At 30.6% G+C, this 14,410-nt stretch carries 14 protein-coding genes; 9 read left to right on the top strand and 5 right to left on the bottom strand.

Annotation, left to right across the window (positions count from 1 at the left end; translation table 11 throughout):
• Positions 1-30: 30 nt before the first annotated feature.
• Genes FRY74_RS01225 through FRY74_RS01210 form a run of 4 tightly spaced genes read right to left on the bottom strand, consistent with a single transcriptional unit; the run spans position 31 to position 4,733 of the window.
• Positions 31-1,479, bottom strand: a complete 1,449-nt coding sequence (locus FRY74_RS01225; RefSeq protein WP_147097823.1) for a choice-of-anchor Q domain-containing protein — start codon at positions 1,477-1,479, stop codon at positions 31-33.
• Positions 1,480-1,537: 58 nt separating this feature from the next.
• Entirely contained in the window at positions 1,538-3,307 is a 1,770-nt protein-coding gene (locus FRY74_RS01220) for an ABC transporter ATP-binding protein (protein ID WP_147097821.1), read from the bottom strand.
• Entirely contained in the window at positions 3,300-4,040 is a 741-nt protein-coding gene (gene truA, locus FRY74_RS01215) for a tRNA pseudouridine(38-40) synthase TruA (RefSeq protein WP_147097819.1), read from the bottom strand. Before truA ends, FRY74_RS01220 begins: the two co-directional genes overlap by 8 nt.
• A 42-nt stretch (positions 4,041-4,082) precedes the next feature.
• Complete coding sequence (locus tag FRY74_RS01210; protein WP_147097817.1) at positions 4,083-4,733, bottom strand: protein-L-isoaspartate(D-aspartate) O-methyltransferase; 651 nt, start codon at positions 4,731-4,733, stop codon at positions 4,083-4,085.
• A 153-nt stretch (positions 4,734-4,886) separates the two neighbouring features.
• Here FRY74_RS01210 and FRY74_RS01205 point away from each other — a divergent pair, with 153 nt between their 5' ends.
• Genes FRY74_RS01205 through FRY74_RS01175 form a run of 7 tightly spaced genes read left to right on the top strand, consistent with a single transcriptional unit; the run spans position 4,887 to position 12,091 of the window.
• A complete protein-coding gene (locus tag FRY74_RS01205) occupies positions 4,887-5,876 on the top strand; it encodes a Gfo/Idh/MocA family protein (RefSeq protein WP_147097815.1) in 990 nt (329 codons plus the stop codon).
• Between the two features lie 54 nt (positions 5,877-5,930).
• Entirely contained in the window at positions 5,931-6,767 is an 837-nt protein-coding gene (locus FRY74_RS01200) for a hypothetical protein (RefSeq protein WP_147097813.1), read from the top strand.
• Complete coding sequence (locus FRY74_RS01195) at positions 6,767-8,185, top strand: sugar transferase (protein ID WP_147097810.1); 1,419 nt, start codon at positions 6,767-6,769, stop codon at positions 8,183-8,185. Before FRY74_RS01200 ends, FRY74_RS01195 begins: the two co-directional genes overlap by 1 nt.
• Positions 8,186-8,189: 4 nt before the next feature.
• The gene (locus tag FRY74_RS01190) at positions 8,190-9,134 is read left to right on the top strand and encodes an alpha/beta hydrolase (RefSeq protein ID WP_147097808.1); all 945 of its coding nucleotides are present in this window, start codon (positions 8,190-8,192) and stop codon (positions 9,132-9,134) included.
• Positions 9,121-9,561, top strand: a complete 441-nt coding sequence (locus FRY74_RS01185) for a hypothetical protein (RefSeq protein ID WP_147097807.1) — start codon at positions 9,121-9,123, stop codon at positions 9,559-9,561. Before FRY74_RS01190 ends, FRY74_RS01185 begins: the two co-directional genes overlap by 14 nt.
• Positions 9,562-9,613: 52 nt before the next feature.
• Positions 9,614-10,936 carry a tRNA (N(6)-L-threonylcarbamoyladenosine(37)-C(2))-methylthiotransferase MtaB gene (mtaB, locus tag FRY74_RS01180; protein WP_147097805.1) on the top strand — a complete coding sequence of 441 codons (1,323 nt, stop codon included), beginning with the start codon at positions 9,614-9,616 and terminating at the stop codon, positions 10,934-10,936.
• Positions 10,937-10,939: 3 nt separating this feature from the next.
• On the top strand, positions 10,940-12,091 hold the full coding sequence (locus tag FRY74_RS01175) for a prolipoprotein diacylglyceryl transferase (protein WP_147097803.1): 1,152 nt from the start codon (positions 10,940-10,942) through the stop codon (positions 12,089-12,091).
• A 1-nt stretch (position 12,092) separates the two neighbouring features.
• Here FRY74_RS01175 and FRY74_RS01170 read toward each other — a convergent pair whose 3' ends face one another.
• Complete coding sequence (locus FRY74_RS01170) at positions 12,093-12,677, bottom strand: DUF1287 domain-containing protein (RefSeq protein ID WP_147097801.1); 585 nt, start codon at positions 12,675-12,677, stop codon at positions 12,093-12,095.
• Positions 12,678-12,767: 90 nt separating this feature from the next.
• Between FRY74_RS01170 and bcp the strand changes: the two genes are divergently transcribed.
• A complete protein-coding gene (gene bcp / locus FRY74_RS01165; RefSeq protein ID WP_147097799.1) occupies positions 12,768-13,229 on the top strand; it encodes a thioredoxin-dependent thiol peroxidase in 462 nt (153 codons plus the stop codon).
• 177 nt (positions 13,230-13,406) lie between these two features.
• The gene (gene recA, locus FRY74_RS01160; protein WP_147097797.1) at positions 13,407-14,405 is read left to right on the top strand and encodes a recombinase RecA; all 999 of its coding nucleotides are present in this window, start codon (positions 13,407-13,409) and stop codon (positions 14,403-14,405) included.
• Positions 14,406-14,410 lie beyond the last annotated feature (5 nt).

Genomic DNA, 14,410 nt, shown 5'->3' with positions numbered 1-14,410 from the left:
TAGCGGTTTTTTAGGAGAAAGTCAAGTATATTATTCTTCGTACGCCCCAAGGTCTGGTGGGTTATTTCTAGTTACACCATCATGGTCGGTTGTAACCGAAGAGATAATACCTTTATTTATTGCAGGTGAACCACCAATTAAATGGAAATCGAGTTGGGTATCAACAAAAACAGAGCTACTAAAATAAGGAGCTAAATTTTCGAAGTTAGGAGCTGGAGTAGCAGCATTTGTTTTAAGCAAAGAATAACTCACTTTATAATTAATAGCACCAGGCGAAAGTACTTCTGTTACAAATTCATTATCTTCACTACCAGCAATAATACAGTTTTTAAATAATGCAGAATCTATATTTCTAACTTGTGTAGCTCCATTAATATCGGTGTAGTAGTTTTGCATATAAATCGCTGGAGTTTCTCTGAATCCGTCGGGCCAATAGTTAGCAATTGTGGTATGGTTAAAGTTGTATTTACCGCCTCCAGTAACTAATAAGTTGTATTGTCCACAATTGGTAATTAACGAATTTTCGCTTTCTATCTGGTAGTTGGTAGCTAAAATCCCTACAGCAGAAGAGTTATGAATTTCACAATTATTTAAGATTAATTTATTGCTACTTAAAGCTGTGTTTGGTTCAAAAGGTAGGGTTTCTGCCTGAATACCAATGTAAGCGTTTTTAATTTTAACATAGTTGAATACGTTGTCAACACTACCTTCATTAATCCATATTCTGTCCCATTGCCCAGCAACATCTTTGTAGCTAGATTCTAATCTCGTTCCCTGAAAAGTTACAGGTTCATCTTTAGTTCCATTAATAATGATGTTCCCACCTTTATAAACCCAAAGTCCTGCATTGTTGTGTAAATGAATTCTTACTCCTTTATCTATCGTTAATTTATCATTTCCATCTAGGGTTAAATAACCACCATAAATTACATAAGGCTTGTCGTTTGGCCAAGTTACGTTTAATGCTCCGGCAGAAGTATCTTTATCTAAATATACAAGAGGAGGAAGGCTAGAACTAAATTGATTAGCAACAAAATAATGAGCATCTTGTCCCCATGCTACTAGGGCAACACTTTGGTTATTCCCATTAGTAATAAATCGAATATTTTCTTTAACAATAAATAAATCGTTTGTGGCATTTGGGTCAATGGTAACCTCAATAAAAATAAATAAACTATCGTTGGCTTCAATTTCTATGTCGGTGTGTATATTTCCGGATGCTCCATCAACATTTATTCTAAATTGAGAGCTTTCTCCCCCATCTAACGAAATACTTGAAATTCTAATTTTACTATCGTTTCTATTGTAAACCATTAAACGTTTGGTCGTAGAACCAAGTGTGGTAAAAACAGTGTCGATAAGTAATGTGTCGGTAGAAAAACTTAATTGCGCATTGGTATCAGTAATTACATCATCTTTTCTACAAGAAAATGAAACAATGATTAATAAGCCAATTAATATGAATGGTACCTTTTTCATTTAAATGCAAATATAACAAAAGCTAAAATGATTAGAGTTTAACTGATAATGAAGCGGTTTATTGTTCATCTTCAATTTGATTTTTAAATTGATAGTCATACAGCTTTTTGTAATAACCATCTTTTTTAATCAATTCAAAATGATTGCCCTCTTCCATTATTTCTCCTTTATCAATTACTAATATTTTATCAGCATTTTTAATGGTTGATAAACGGTGAGCAACGATAATAGAAGTTCGGTTTTCGGTAATTACATCAGTTGCATGTTGAATTAAGGCTTCTGACTCACTGTCGATAGAAGATGTTGCCTCATCAAGAATTAAAATTTCTGGCTGGTGAACATAAGCTCGGATAAATGAAATAAGTTGACGTTGTCCAACAGATAATAAAGCACCTCGCTCTTTTACATTATATTCATAGCCGTTTGGTAAGGCAGCAATAAATTCATGTGCACCTATTTTTTTTGCGGCCTCAATTACTTGTTCTTTTGTTATTTCTTCGCTGTAAAGCGTAATGTTATTTAATATTGAATCAGAAAATAAGAAGACATCTTGTAAAACAATAGACATTGTTTTTCTTAAATGATTTAAATCAAAATCATTAATGTTAATGTCGTCAATAGTAATTTCTCCTTTATTGATTTCGTAATATCTGCCCAATAAATTTATGATGGAAGATTTTCCAGCTCCTGTTGCACCAACTAAAGCTAAAGATTCTCCTTTTTTCATGTCGATAGAAATATTTTTCAATACCCAATCTTCATCATTGTATGCAAACCAAACATCTTTAAACTTAATATTTCCAGTAAGATTTATAGGAGAAAGTGTGCCGTTATTTTCGATTGTTGAATTGGTGTCAAGCACTTTAAAAACACGCTCAGAACTTACCATACCCATTTGCAGTGTATTAAAACGATCAGCTAACTGCCTGATTGGGCGATACAACATGTATATAAATAGAATAAAAGAGAAAATAATTCCAGGAGTAGCATGTTGTTCAGCAACTTCTTTAAATCCATACCAAACCAGTAAAGCAATAGAAGCAGCAGAAAGCATTTCAACTATTGGAAAGAAAATAGAATAAGCCCAAACGGTTTTAATATGCGCTGCTCTATGTTTTTTATTAATGTCAGAAAACTTATCCATTTCAACCTCCTCACGATTGAAAATTTGGACAATTGACATTCCTGTAATGTGCTCTTGAACAAATGTATTTAATACAGATACTTGCTCTCTAACTTCTTGAAAAGCTTTTTTAATTACTCGCTTAAATATAGATGTAGCAAAAAACAAAATAGGAATAGGAATTAAGGTAATTAGAGCTAGATCCCACTGTTTAATAAACATGTAGGTGATGATGGTAAATATTTTTAGTAAATCACTAATAATTACTAGTATTCCACCAGAAAACATTTCTGCAATAGTTTCAATGTCCGATACTGTTCGTGTAACCAACTGACCAATTGGTGTGTTGTCGAAGTGTTTTAATTTAAAGCTAATTACATGTTTAAAAACTTGATTTCTTAAATCTCTAATTACATTTTGTCCTAAAAGGTTACTTAAGTAATTAAAAAAGTATTCTAAAATAGATTCGATAATTAAAACCCCAATTAAAATTAAGGTCATCATCAATAAACCTTCTTTGTCAAGTTTTTTTATGTTTTCGTCAATCGTTACTTGAATTAATACCGGACGAATCCATGCCATAAAAGCTAAAACGATGCTTATTGCAGAAGTGATGTAAAATACCTTATTGTAAGGTTTTACATAAGCCATTATTCGTTTAAATAATGGCACGTCGAAAGCACTTCCTGAAACACTTTTAGCCATTAGTTGGGTAGTTTATTTTAGTTAAATACAAGCCATGAGCAGGAACACTAGTTCCAGCATCATTTCTATTTTTTGAAGCAATTATATTTTCTATTTCTTGTGGTTTAATTTTACCTAAACCAACATCAAGTAAAGTTCCTACTATAGCTCTAACCATATTTCTAAGGAAACGGTCGGCAGAAATGGTAAAAACTAAAACATCATTTTTCTCCTCCCAAATTGCCTTATTAATTGTACAATCGTTTGTAAAAGTGTCAGTATTACTTTTGCTAAAACAAGAGAAATCAGCTTTTCGAATCAATAATTTAGCCGCTTCATTCATTTTTTCAATTTCTAAATCATGGCTAAAAAAATAAGCACCATCTATTAAAAATGGATTTTTAGTTGGAGTAATCCAATATTCATAAGTGCGCTCTGTTGCAGAAAAACGAGCATGAACATCATCATTCACTTTAAATACTTTAGAACAAGAAATATCTTTAGGTAAAATACAGTTTAACTTATAGCAAACATGTTCATTTTCAAATTCTTTTTCTGTTTCAAAATGAGCAAAAAAATCAGTAGCATGAACGCCAGTATCAGTTCTGCCTGCGCCTACAACTAAAATTTCTTCTTGAAATAATGTGCTTAAAGCTTTGTTAACTTCAGCCTGCACTGAGTTCGCATTGGGTTGCACCTGCCACCCATGATAATTTGTTCCTTTATATTTTATTTGGATAAAAAATCTGCTCATTTGAGCCACAAAAGTAAGGAAATTACTAGTGTAAAAATTGAATTAATCGTTTCCTTTTTCTTTTAATAAAGGAACAAATCTAAAGATTCCAAGTTCTTCAACTTCAAAAGATTTTTCGCCTTTTTTAATTACCTTTTTCATGATTTTATCATCATCATCTCCTACAGGTATCATCATTATTCCACCTATTTTAAGTTGGCTTAATAAATCTTCTGGAATATATGGCGCACCAGCAGTAACAATAATTTTATCGAAAGGTGCAAAAGAAGGCAACCCAGCATAGCCATCGCCATAAAAAAGTTTTGCGTTATAGCCAATAGAAGGTAAGAAGTTTTTAGTTCTGTCAAATAAAGCTTTTTGTCTTTCAATAGAAAAAACTTTAGCGCCAACTTCTAATAAAACAGCAGTTTGATATCCTGAGCCTGTACCAATTTCCAATACTTTTTCACGCTTTTTTATTTCAAGCATTTGAGTTTGAAAAGCAATAGTATAAGGTTGAGAAATGGTTTGTCCAGAACCTATAGGGAAAGCATTATCTTCATAAGCATATTTATGAAGTGCGGTATCTGGTATAAATAAATGGCGAGGTACAGTTTCTATTGCTAATAAAACATCAGGACAATTTATGCCTTTTTCGGCTAATAATTTAGCTAATAATTTTCGTTGGCCTTTATGTCTGTATGTATCGCTCAATTTTATTTTTTAAGTGCGGCAAAGTAAATAAGAAACTATTGCTTTTTAATTTATTCTTTGTGCTTATTATTAAACTTTAGTTGTTAATAATATTTACACTGCTTTTATTCTAAGGAATGCATTAGAACTATTTTTGTTTCAAAATAAAAGCGGATGTTAAAAATAGGAGTAATAGGAGCAGGTCATTTAGGTAAAATTCATGTTAGATTGCTAAAAGAAATTGCTGATTTTGAATTAGTTGGTTTTTTCGATTTAGATACAGAAAATAGATTAAAAGTTGAGCAAGAATTTGGAGTGAAAGCTTTTGACAATATGGATGAACTTATCAATGCTGTCGATGCAGTTGATATTGTTACGCCAACCTTGTCTCATTTTGAATGTGCTTCAAAAGCATTAAAACTTTCAAAACATGTTTTTATTGAAAAACCGATTACAAATACTGTAGAAGAAGCAAAACAACTGATAGAATTATCTGAAGAAGCAAATGTGAAAGTTCAAGTTGGACATGTTGAACGATTTAATCCAGCTTTTACTGCGGCTTTACCTTTCATAAATAATCCAATGTTTATTGAAACACATCGTTTAGCACAATTTAATCCAAGAGGAACAGATGTACCTGTAGTATTGGATTTAATGATACATGATTTAGATATTATTTTGAGTGTTGTAAAATCTAACATTAAAAAAATTAGTGCGAGCGGTGTAGCTGTTGTTTCTGATACTCCAGATATAGCAAATGCAAGAATAGAGTTTGATAATGGATGTGTAGCGAACTTAACTGCCAGTAGAATTTCATTAAAAAATATGCGTAAAACAAGATTGTTTCAACGCGATGCTTATGTAGCAATTGATTTTCTTGAAAAACAAAGTGAAATTGTAAAACTTCAAAATGTTGAAGGAGATCCAGATCCTTTAGCAGTTATTCTTGAGTTAGGAGAAGGTAAAGGTCAAAAGCAAATAAATTTTGAAAAGCCAAAGGTGAAAGAAGTAAATGCGATTCAGGAAGAATTACAACAATTTGCAAATTCAATTAACCAAAATACTACCCCTCCAGTTAGTATACATGATGGCTATAATGCACTTGATGTAGCTCATAAAATAGTAGAAAAGTTAAAAATATCCTTGTCATTAATAGAAGATTAATACATTTGCACAATATTAATGGAGAGCCTGCGTTTAGGTTGATATTTTTAAGTTTTGCACAACGTAAAAAATTATATTTTATTGCTTTTTATTGGTTGGACTTTAGTTTCTTGTAACAAACAAGAATTAGAGGCTGATATTCCTGCGTATATATATATCAATAATTTCACCCTAACAACAACTCCAGAACAAGGGACTTCTTCACACAAAATTACTGATGCATGGGTTTATCTTGATCAAGAGTTACTTGGAGTTTTTGAATTACCAGTAAGATTTCCAGTGGTCAAAGAAGGTAGCTTTAAATTAGAAGTTTACCCTGGAATTAAAGAGAATGGTATTGCTGAACGTAGAGAACGTTATTTATTTTATAATGGCTACTCAAAGCAAATTCAATTAGAAAAAGAGAAAACTATAGAAATTAATCCTACAACAACTTATACTTCCGGTACAACTTTTTATTGGATGGAAGATTTTGAGTCTGCTAGTTTACCTTTTTTATACAATGTAATTTCAGACACAGTAATGAATAAAACTACCTCAGATGTATTTGAAGGTAGTTATGCTGGAGAAGTTGTATTAACTCCGCTAATGGATTTTTTTGAATGTAACACCCCAGGATTCTCCACATTACCAAGATTCGGTAGTCCAGTTTTCTTAGAATTAAATTTTAAAACAAATAAACCTGTTTTGGTTGGTTTGTATGCTGATTCAGAACAATTGGGATTATTTTATTTAAACACTTCAAGTAGCTGGAATAAAATTTATTTAAATTTTACGGAAGCAATACAAACTAGACCAGCTTCTAACGATTATAAAATTTTCTTTGGATTTCAGAATAATCTTCAAGAACCTGATTTTAAAATTGATAATTTAAAACTGATTCACTTATAATGAATAAAAAACTGCATGCATTAAAATATGTAGCATTAGATGTTATTGCAGCTGCTATCACTTGGGCTTTGTTTTTTATTTATCGAAAATCTTATGTAGAACCTGCAAAGTTCGGATATGAAATCTCAATTTCATTTGATCAAAACTTTTATTATGCTTTAGCGGTTATTCCTTTGTTTTGGTTAGTACTTTATTTTATTACAGGAACTTATAAAAATATATATCGAAAATCAAGATTAAAAGAATTTGGACAAACATTTTTAATCTCAATTATTGGAACTTTAATTTTGTTTTTTGTAGTTATTTTAGATGATGAGATAGCTTCTTATAAGCAATATTATAAATCATATTTTACTTTATTTACATATCATTTTTCAATTACAGTAATATTCAGGTTAATTCTAACTACCTATACTGGGATTAGGATTAAAAACAGAAAAATTGGATTCAATACTTTAATTATTGGTGCAAATCAAAATGCTGTTGATTTATATAAAGAAATAACAAATCAAAAACATTCTTCAGGAAATCGTTTAGTAGGCTTTACTCATGTAAATGATGAAAGTGAAAAGTTTATGCTTAGTGATTTTTTGCCTCATCTAGGTAATTGTGTAAATCTTAGAACAACTATCGAAACAAATCAAATAGAGGAAGTGATCATTGCAGTAGAATCTTCTGAACATAAAAGTTTAGGTAATATTATTACTGTTTTAGAAGGTTTGCCAGTTATTATTAAGATTATTCCTGATATGTATGATATACTTTCGGGATCAGTTAAAATGTCTTCAATTTTTGGAACCCCCTTAATTGTAATTACAAAAGAAATAATGCCTCAATGGCAAAAAATAATGAAGAGAATTATCGATGTGGTAGTTTCTTTAATTGTCTTAATAGTATTTTCTCCATTATATCTTTTTACGGCTATAATTGTTATTTCAACTTCTAAAGGACCTGCTTTTTTCTCTCAAGAACGCATAGGAATACATGGAAAACCTTTTATGATTCATAAATTTAGATCGATGTGTGAAGATGCTGAGAAAGATGGGCCAGCATTATCTAGCCAAAAGGATATGAGAATTACTAAGTTTGGACGTTTTATGCGTAAAGTCAGACTTGATGAAATTCCTCAATTTTATAATGTACTAATTGGCGATATGAGTTTGGTTGGACCTCGACCTGAAAGACAATTTTTTATTGATCAAATTGTAAAAGAAGCACCTCATTATAATCATTTACTGAAAGTTACTCCAGGAATAACTTCATGGGGGCAAGTTAAGTACGGTTATGCAGAGAATGTTGATGAAATGATTGAACGATTAAAATTTGATATCATTTACATTGAAAACATGTCTTTACTAGTTGATTTTAAAATATTAATCTATACTGTAATGATAGTTGTAAAAGGAAGTGGAAAATAGTAAGATGAAAAAAATCCTTTTTTTTATAGCAATTTTTAGTTCACAATTCTCTTTTTCTCAAAATTTTAAAGAACAAGAAATAGAGCTAAATTATAATAATGTAAATCTTTACGGAACACTTCTTACTTCTCCAGCTAATGACTATTTAGTTGTTTTAATTATTCCTGGATCTGGACCAACAGATAGAGATGGGAATTCATTAATGATTAAAGGGAAAAACAACTCCTTAAAATATTTAGCTGAAGATTTAATTGCAAAAGAAATTCCTTCATTAAGAATTGACAAAAGAGGTATTGGAGAAAGTGCGGATGCAATTGTTAAAGAGGAAGATCTTCGGTTTGAAATTTATATTGATGATGTTATTAATTGGGTAGAATTATTAACGCAAGAATATAGATTTAAAAAAGTAATTATTATAGGGCATAGCGAGGGTTCTTTAATTGGAATGATAGTAGCTCAAAAAACTAATACAGCTGGTTTTATTTCAATTGCAGGAACAGGAATACCTGCAGATGAAATTATAAAAAAGCAACTAGAAACTCAACCAGATTTAATTAAAGAAGAAGTAAATCGTGTTTTTGATAAATTAAAAGAGGGAGATACCGTTGGGGATATAAATCCAATGCTGTTTTCAATATTTCGACCTTCGGTTCAACCCTATATGATTTCTTGGATAAAATATAATCCAACACATGAAATTGCGAAACTTTCAGTTCCTTCATTAATAATACAAGGAACAACTGATATTCAAGTGTCAAAAGAAGATGCTGATTTGTTGCATAAAGCTAATTCTAAGAGTAAGCTAATTTTAATAGAAGGGATGAATCATGTATTTAAATTAGCACCATTAAATCAAGAAGAGAATATTGCGACCTATTCTAACCCTACTTTAAAAAATGTACCCCAATTGGCAAATGAAATAATTCAATTTATCAATGAATTCAAATAAAGGGTACATAGTTTTCATTTTTTTTATAATAATCTTTTTTTCTTGCACATCAGAAATAGCAAGGGTTGATGTGTTTAAAAATAAGAATGTTAGTATTCAAGTTGATTGTGAAAAGCAACAAGAAATCGATTTATATATTGATTGTGATATAGAATATACTGAATTGCCATTAATGGTTATGGATTTTGAGTTTTATAGAGGAGAAGAACAACTTATAAAAGGAGGGCTAGACCCATTATTGGCATCTCCAAAATTGGATGAGGTAAAAACCGAATTAGATGGAGTTACACATTGGAAGTTTTATGGCAAATTAGAAGGTAATTTTATTCCTCCTTCAGATGGAGTTTTTTCAATTCGACCTACATTAATTAAAAACAATCATCCCAATTTAAAGGTGAATAAATTTGAATTAGTATTGGTTAGGTAAATATTCATTCACCAAAGCTTCTAATTGAACATAATGCTTTAATTTTGCAGTTATGATTTCCAATAAAAAAGTTTCATTATATACTTTAGGATGCAAGCTAAATTTTTCTGAAACATCTTCTATCGCTAGAATGTTTGAAGAAGAAGGATTTGCTCGTGTTGAGTTTAATGAAACGCCTGATGTTTATGTTATCAATACTTGTTCGGTTACCGAAAATGCTGATAAAAAATGTAAACAATTGGTTAAAAAAGCTTTAAAGGTTAATCCAGAAGCTTTTATTGCTATTATTGGTTGTTATGCTCAACTAAAGCCAGAAGAGATAGCTCAAATTCAAGGTGTGGATATGGTGCTTGGAGCTTCTGAAAAATTTAAAATTGTAGAGCATTTTTCATCCATTACTAAAAAAGATACTGCCGAAGTTCATGCTTCTAAAATAAAAGAAGTAAAAGATTTTATCCCTTCTTATTCAAAGGGAGATAGAACTCGATCTTTTTTGAAAATTCAAGATGGATGTGATTATTTCTGTACGTTTTGCACAATTCCTTTAGCTAGAGGAAAAAGTAGAAATAACTCAGTAGAAGAAACAATAAAGGTAGCAAGAGAAGTTGCTAATTCAAATATTAATGAAGTTGTATTAACAGGAGTTAATATTGGCGATTTTGGACAAGGGGAAGGAGAAAACTTTTTTGATTTAGTAAAAGAATTGGATAAGGTAGAGGGAATAGAACGATTTAGAATATCATCTATCGAACCTAATTTATTAGCTAATGAAATCATTGAATTTGTAAGTAATTCGAACAAATTCATGCCACATGTTCATATTCCATTACAATCAGGTTCTAATAAAATATTAGAAGCAATGCGAAGGAAGTATAAAAGAGAATTATATGCTGATAGGGTTGGTACAATAAAAAAACTAATGCCACACTGTTGTATTGGAGTAGATGTTATTGTTGGATTTCCAGGAGAAACTGAGGAAGACTTTTTAGAGACTTATAATTTTTTAAATGAATTGCCAGTTTCTTATTTACATGTATTTACTTATTCTGAAAGACAAAATACGACAGCTAACAAAATGAGTGAAGTAGTACCAAAATCGGTTCGAAGTGATCGAAGTAAAATGCTTCATATTTTATCTGAAAAAAAGAAAAGACAGTTTTATGCTGAAAATATTGGTTCAACTGCAACTGTTTTATTTGAAAGCGAAGAACATGAAGGATTCTTAAATGGTTTTACAGAAAACTATGTAAAAGTTAAAGTGCCTTATAATGTTGATTTAGAAAATACAATACAAGAAGTAAAATTGGAAAAAGTAGATTTTGAAGGTGTTGTTGAAGTTAATTTATTAAATGTTCAAAATCAAATTTTAAACTAAATTATGTTTCCATTTTTATCAGATTTAATCAACTATTTTTTGGGAACTAACATCGTCCTTCCATTTCCTATGTTTGGCTTTATGGTGGCTATTGCATTTATTATAGCTCATCAATTTTTTGTTTTAGAAATGAAACGAAAAGAAGAAAACAAACTTGTTTTTTCTTTTGAAAGAGATGTTGTAAAAGGAGAGAAAGCTAGTGTCACAGAATTACTTAGTAATGCTTTGTTTGGTTTTTTAATTGGATTTAAACTACTTGAAGGGATATTACATTATGATAAAATGGCGGCTGATCCACAAGGATTTATGTTGTCTTCTCAGGGTAATTTATTAGGAGGGGTTGTGTTTGCGGCAATTTTAGCTTATTTAAGATATAGGGAAGGAGAAAAGCAACGATTGCCAGAGCCAATAATTGTTAAAGAAACAGTACATCCATATCAATTAGTTGGAACAATGACATTTATTGCCGCTATTGGCGGTATAATAGGTGCTAAGTTGTTTGATATGATAGAAGATATCCCTCGGTTAATTGATAACCCGATTGATGTAATTTTTGCTGGAAGTGGTTTGAGTATTTATGGCGGATTGATTGTTGGTGGTGGAGCGGTAATTTATTTTGCCAAGAAAAAAGGACTTTCAATTTTACATGTAGTTGATTCTAGTGCTCCAGCTTTAATGTTAGCTTATGGTATTGGACGAATTGGTTGTCAACTTTCAGGAGATGGAGATTGGGGAATGCCAAATGATTTACCAATGCCCAATGCTATTAGCTTTTTACCTGAGTGGATGTGGGCTTTCGATTATCATAATAATGTTTTAGGAATAAATCTTCAACAAGATTTTATGCAAATGGGATTGGAAAGTATTACAGGAAAAGCATGGCCGACACCGTTTTATGAAACCATAATGGCTTTTATAATTTTTGGTATATTATGGTCTATTCGAAAAAAAATATCAGCACCAGGAGTAATGTTTTCAATTTATTTAGCTTTTAATGGTTTAGAAAGATTCTTTATCGAGTTTATTAGAATAAATCCATTATATGATGTTTTAGGATTAACCCTTTCTCAAGCTCAAATAATAGCTATTTTGTTTATGACTTTTGGAGTTCTAGGCGCTATCTATTTTACTAAGAAATCGACATCGATTTTATAGTTTACTTCATATAGCTGTAATGTCCAATTATTTTGTAATCAAACAAACAATCTGATAGCTCTTGGCCGTTCCCTATATTATGAACAATTAAGTATCTTTTTCCATCATCAGATTTTTTGTTAACCACTAAACCAATGTGTGTAGTTCCACCACCTAAGTTCCAACAAACAATATCTCCAGGCAAATAATCTTTAGCATTTCTAGAAGTACTTTTAACTTTTCCAAACTTTGAAAAAAACACCATTAAGTTTGGAACTCTTCTGTGATCGATATTTTCATCAGTTTTTGATAGCCCCCAATTTTTAGGGTATTTATTAAAATTAGCTATCATATCTTCATGTACTTCTTTTTGCAAGTCGATATTTAATTTTCTATATGCTCTAATAATTACATCTGTGCATACGCCTTTTCCTTCAGGAACATCTCCATTTGGATAATCTATAGAAAAGTAACTTGGATCATAAGTTATATTTTGTTGAGTAAGTTCAATTCCAGCATCTGATAATTGTGTGAAAAATGTATTTTGACTTATTACAAAATTCGAAAGACTAAAAATTATGACAAGACTTAAAAATTGTTTTTTCATAAACAGTGTTTTATTAAGTAAACGAACACAGTAAATTAATGTTTTATTTCAGCTATAATTTCTAATTTTAACCTAAATAAAAATTAAACTATGAATATGTTGAAAGAAGGAGATAAAGCTCCAGATTTTGGAGTTGCTGACCAAAATGGAATTGTACGTCATTTATCAGAATTTAAAGGAAAAAAAGTAATACTTTATTTTTATCCTAAAGATTTAACTCCTGGTTGTACAGTAGAATCTTGTAATTTAAGAGATAATTATAGTGATCTTATAAAAAAAGGATTTGAAGTGGTTGGTGTAAGTGCTGATGATGAGAAAAAACACAATCGTTTTATTGAGAAATATGATTTGCCATTTACTTTATTGGCAGATGTCGATAAAAAAGTAATTAATGCTTATGGAGTTTGGGGACCTAAAAAATTTATGGGAAAAACTTACGATGGAATTCACCGAACTACTTTTGTTATTAATGAAGAAGGAATTATTGAAAAAGTTATTGAAAAAGTAAAAACAAAAAACCATACTGAGCAAATATTAGAAGAGTTGAATTAGATTTAAAAGTTCTTGATTTTGTTTTAAATCTCAATTTTATTGTATTTTAATAGTACTGAACTTATTGATTTTATTAGGTTTTTTAAAATAATTTCAAAAAACTACATATTGTAGGTTTTTTGACTTATATTTGTAGAGTTAAAAATAATTAAAGGTAAGTTTTAAAAAAATATACACATGGCTGAAGTAAACACAGAAAAATTAAAAGCACTACAATTAACGATGGATAGGTTAGAAAAAACCTATGGAAAAGGAACTGTAATGAAACTTGGGGATGCTCCAGTTTTAGATGTAGATGTAATTCCTTCGGGATCGTTAACTTTAGATTTAGCTTTAGGTATTAAAGGTTATCCAAAAGGAAGAATAGTAGAAATATATGGGCCAGAATCATCTGGTAAAACAACTTTAGCTATCCATGCTATTGCCGAATGTCAGAAAAAAGGTGGTATTGCTGCATTTATTGATGCTGAACATGCTTTTGACCAATTTTATGCTGCTGCATTAGGTGTAGATGTCGAAAACTTATTAATATCTCAGCCTGATAATGGAGAGCAAGCTTTGGAAATTGCTGATAATCTAATTCGTTCTGGGGCAGTCGATATTATTGTAGTCGATTCTGTAGCTGCTTTAACTCCAAAAGCTGAAATTGAAGGTGAAATGGGAGATTCTCAAATGGGCTTACAAGCTCGTTTAATGTCAAAGGCCCTAAGAAAATTAACAGGTTCAATTAACAAAGCAAATTGTACTGCTATATTCATTAACCAGTTAAGAGATAAAATTGGAGTAATGTTTGGAAATCCAGAAACTACAACTGGTGGTAATGCACTTAAATTTTATGCTTCTATTCGTATTGATGTTAGAAGAGCTTCGCAAATTAAAGATGGTGACGAAGTTGTAGGGAACAGAACTAGAGTTAAAATTGTGAAAAACAAAGTAGCTCCACCTTTCCGTAAAGCTGAATTTGATATTATGTATGGTGCTGGAATATCTAAAGTGGGAGAGATTATAGATATAGGAGTAGAAAAAAATATTGTTAAAAAAGCAGGAAGTTGGTTTAGCTATGGCGACACAAAATTAGGTCAGGGAAGAGATGCAGTAAAACAATTACTATTAGATAATCCTGAGTTAATGGAAGAAATCGAACAAAAAATTGTTGCAGAAATAAATCCAGAATAAGTTTC

It is taken from the genome of Vicingus serpentipes, assembly GCF_007993035.1.
Classification (GTDB): Bacteria; Bacteroidota; Bacteroidia; order Flavobacteriales_E; family Vicingaceae; genus Vicingus; species Vicingus serpentipes.
The sequence above is the reverse complement of the archived record's forward strand: the minus strand, read 5'-3'. Positions and strand labels throughout refer to the sequence as shown.

Bases quoted from the DNA above. Each gene is read 5' to 3' on its own strand.
- FRY74_RS01190 (WP_147097808.1), top strand. From the start codon at position 8,190: ATGAAAAAAATCCTTTTTTTTATAGCAATTTTTAGTTCACAATTCTCT.
- FRY74_RS01170 (WP_147097801.1), bottom strand. From the start codon at position 12,677: ATGAAAAAACAATTTTTAAGTCTTGTCATAATTTTTAGTCTTTCGAAT.
- truA (WP_147097819.1), bottom strand. From the start codon at position 4,040: ATGAGCAGATTTTTTATCCAAATAAAATATAAAGGAACAAATTATCAT.
- mtaB (WP_147097805.1), top strand. From the start codon at position 9,614: ATGATTTCCAATAAAAAAGTTTCATTATATACTTTAGGATGCAAGCTA.
- FRY74_RS01225 (WP_147097823.1), bottom strand. From the start codon at position 1,479: ATGAAAAAGGTACCATTCATATTAATTGGCTTATTAATCATTGTTTCA.
- FRY74_RS01175 (WP_147097803.1), top strand. From the start codon at position 10,940: ATGTTTCCATTTTTATCAGATTTAATCAACTATTTTTTGGGAACTAAC.
- FRY74_RS01195 (WP_147097810.1), top strand. From the start codon at position 6,767: ATGAATAAAAAACTGCATGCATTAAAATATGTAGCATTAGATGTTATT.
- FRY74_RS01185 (WP_147097807.1), top strand. From the start codon at position 9,121: ATGAATTCAAATAAAGGGTACATAGTTTTCATTTTTTTTATAATAATC.
- bcp (WP_147097799.1), top strand. From the start codon at position 12,768: ATGAATATGTTGAAAGAAGGAGATAAAGCTCCAGATTTTGGAGTTGCT.
- FRY74_RS01205 (WP_147097815.1), top strand. From the start codon at position 4,887: ATGTTAAAAATAGGAGTAATAGGAGCAGGTCATTTAGGTAAAATTCAT.
- FRY74_RS01220 (WP_147097821.1), bottom strand. From the start codon at position 3,307: ATGGCTAAAAGTGTTTCAGGAAGTGCTTTCGACGTGCCATTATTTAAA.
- recA (WP_147097797.1), top strand. From the start codon at position 13,407: ATGGCTGAAGTAAACACAGAAAAATTAAAAGCACTACAATTAACGATG.